At 73.8% G+C, this 3,052-nt stretch carries 2 protein-coding genes and 1 pseudogene; 2 read left to right on the top strand and 1 reads right to left on the bottom strand.

What is annotated here, in order from left to right; genetic code table 11:
* Positions 1–36 precede the first annotated feature (36 nt).
* The gene (locus ACFWA9_RS38830) at positions 37–1,374 is read right to left on the bottom strand and encodes a UDP-glucose/GDP-mannose dehydrogenase family protein (protein WP_329487948.1); all 1,338 of its coding nucleotides are present in this window, start codon (positions 1,372–1,374) and stop codon (positions 37–39) included.
* A gap of 214 nt (positions 1,375–1,588) precedes the next feature.
* Here ACFWA9_RS38830 and ACFWA9_RS38825 point away from each other — a divergent pair, with 214 nt between their 5' ends.
* Both ACFWA9_RS38825 and ACFWA9_RS38820 read left to right on the top strand, forming a co-directional pair.
* A complete protein-coding gene (locus ACFWA9_RS38825) occupies positions 1,589–2,860 on the top strand; it encodes an LCP family protein (protein ID WP_380394254.1) in 1,272 nt (423 codons plus the stop codon).
* A 74-nt stretch (positions 2,861–2,934) separates the two neighbouring features.
* Positions 2,935–3,052, top strand: a pseudogene (locus tag ACFWA9_RS38820) (acyl-CoA dehydrogenase); the annotation flags it as partial.

Below are 3,052 nucleotides of genomic sequence, written 5' to 3'. Positions count from 1 at the left end.
CGTCGGAACGACCGGCGGGCCTCGGCGCGTGCCGCGTCAGCTCGGGCGGCCCAGCGCCCGGTACGTCCAGCCGGCCGCGCGCCAGGCGTCGGCGTCCAGGGCGTTGCGGCCGTCCAGCAGGCGGCGCTCGGCGACGACCGTGCCCAGCTCGGCCGGGTCGAGGTCGCGGAACTCCTGCCACTCGGTGAGGTGCAGGACCACGTGCGCGCCCTCGGCGGCCTCCAGCGGGGACTGCGCGTAGGCGAGGCCCGGGAACATCTTGCGGGCGTTGTCCATCGCCTTCGGGTCGTACACCGTGACCTGCGCGCCCTGGAGCTGGATCTGGGCGGCGACGTTGAGCGCGGGGGAGTCCCGGATGTCGTCGGAGTTGGGCTTGAAGGCGGCGCCGAGGACGGCGACCCGGCGGCCGAGGAAGCCGCCGCCGCACTGCTCGCGGGCCAGCTCGACCATCCGGGAGCGGCGCCGCATGTTGATCGAGTCGACCTCGCGCAGGAAGGCCAGCGCCTGGTCGGCGCCCAGCTCCCCGGCCCGGGCCATGAACGCGCGGATGTCCTTGGGCAGGCAGCCGCCGCCGAAGCCCAGGCCCGCGTTGAGGAACTTGCGGCCGATCCGGTCGTCGTGGCCGAGCGCGGTGGAGAGCAGGGTGACGTCGGCCCCGGCCGCCTCGCAGACCTCGGCCATCGCGTTGATGAACGAGATCTTGGTGGCCAGGAAGGAGTTGGCGGCTGCCTTGACCAGCTCGGCGGTGGCGAAGTCGGTGACCACGAACGGCACGCCGGCCGCGATCGGCTCGGCGTACACCTCGCGCAGCAGCCGCTCGGCGCGCTCGCTGCGGGCGCCGACCACGATCCGGTCCGGCCGCAGGGTGTCCTGGACGGCGAAGCCCTCGCGCAGGAACTCCGGGTTCCAGGCGAGCTCGGCGTCCTCGCCGACCGGCGCCAGCGCGGCCAGCCGCTCGGCCAGCCGGTTCGCGGAGCCGACCGGCACGGTGGACTTTCCGACCACCAGCACCGGCCGGGTCAGGTGCGGGGCCAGCTCGTCGATCGCGGCGTCCACGTAGGACATGTCGGCGGCGAACTCGCCCTTGCGCTGCGGGGTGTTGACGCAGACGAAGTGCACGTCGCCGAACTCCGCGGCCTCCTGGGCGGAGGTGGTGAAGCGCAGCCGGCCGGTCGAACCCTCGTGGCCCGCCACGTGCTTGAGCAGCAGCTCGGACAGGCCCGGCTCGTACATCGGCACCCGGCCGGCGGTCAGCGTGGCGATCTTCTCGGGGTCGATGTCCAGACCCAGCACCTCGAAGCCGAACTCCGCCATGGCGGCGGCGTGGGTGGCACCGAGATAGCCGGTGCCGATCACGGAGATGCGGAGGGTCACGGGTTCCCCTTTGCGGAATCTCGACCTTGCCTGCCGTGGGACGGGCAGGACGTGCGAGCACCGATGCTATCCGCCCGTCCGGACCCGGCCCAGGCCGTCCCGCCTGCGCCGATGTTTCGGGCACCCGGGCGCTGCCGCCGGGCGCCGGGTGTGCGCCGGGCACGATCCGGCGGAACCCCCACGCGGGTGCTGTGACCGGCGGCACAATGCGCGCATGGATCCGAAGCCCGAGAGCACGGACACGCCGGACACACCCCACGCCGAAGCACCGTCGCACCCGCCCCACGCCGCCGAGGCGCCCCACGCCGAAGAACCGCCCCACGCCGCCGAGGCTCCCCCCACCGAAGAACCGCCGCGTCCCGACGGGTCCGGCGGGCCGGGGGAGGGGCTCAGCCTCTTCGAGCCGCGCGCCGGCGGCGAGGAGGCCGCCGGGCCGGACCGGGGCCCCGAGCCGCCGGCCCGCCGCCGTCGCACCCGCCGCGTCCTGCTCTGGACGCTCTCCGCGCTGCTGGTGGTGGTCCTCGGTACGGGCGGCGCGCTCTTCTGGGCGGCCGAGCACTACGCGTCCTCGGTCACGCGGATCCCGGACGCCTTCCCGACGGCGCCGGAGTCCGCCCAGCCGAGGCCCGTCCCGGCGAGCGGCCTCAACCTGCTGCTGGTCGGCCTGGACGCCCGCTCCGACGTGCCGACCACCGGCAGCCGGGCGAAGGCCCCGGTCTGGCGGGAGGGCGCGGCCCGCAGCGACACCATGATGCTGCTGCACCTGTCCGACGACGGCCGCAGCGCCTCGCTGGTCTCGCTGGCCCGCGACACCTGGGTGGACGTCCCCGGGCACGGCAGGGCCAAGCTGAACGCCGCGTACTCCTGGGGCGGCCCGGCCCTGATGACCGAGACCGTGCAGAACCTCACCGGCATCCGGATCGACCACCTCGCCGTGGTCGACTGGAACGGCTTCCGCGCCCTCACCGACGCCGTCGGCGGCGTGGACATCACCATTCCGCGCACCATCGAGGCGGCCGGCGAGGCCCGCGCCTGGGAGGCCGGGACCCATCACATGGACGGCGCCCAGGCGCTGCTGTACGTCCGCGAGCGCTACGGCCTGCCCGGCGGGGACCTCGACCGCACCAAGCGCCAGCAGAACTTCCTGCGCGCGCTGATGCTCCGGGTCATGGACTCCGGCACGCTGGCCAGTCCGTCCCGCCTCGGCGGTCTGCTGCAGTCGGTCGGCGAGGTGGTCAGCGTGGACGACCGGCTCTCCAACACCGGCCTCTTCCAGCTCGCCTGGGGCCTGCGCTCGCTGCGCGCCGACGACGTCCGCTTCATGAACGCGCCGTTCGGCGGCTTCGACACCCGCGACGGCCAGAGCGTCGTGCTGCTGGACGAGCGTCCGGCGGCGCAGCTCTGGGAGGCGATGCGCAACGACCGGATGCCGGAGTACTTCCGGGAGCACCGGGCCGGCGACACCCTCGGGACCGACGCCGACTGAACCTAGGCAGCCGCAGGTCGGAGCCCTAGGATCTACTTAACGGTAACTAACAACTGAGCGGCGAGGCAGGCATCATGGCGGGCAGCGCAGGGTCGGCGGACTTCGATCTCTTCCGGATCTCCGAGGAGCACGAGATGCTGCGTGAGGCGGTGCGTTCGCTGGCCGAGGCGAAGATCGCTCCGTTCGCGGCGG

It is taken from the genome of Kitasatospora sp. NPDC059973, from assembly GCF_042737525.1.
GTDB lineage: Bacteria > Actinomycetota > Actinomycetes > Streptomycetales > Streptomycetaceae > Kitasatospora.
This window is presented reverse-complemented; position numbering and strand designations above follow the sequence as displayed.

What these genes read in the sequence shown, in the direction of transcription:
- ACFWA9_RS38825 (WP_380394254.1), top strand. Translation starts at nt 1,589, where the DNA reads ATGGATCCGAAGCCCGAGAGCACGGACACGCCGGACACACCCCACGCC.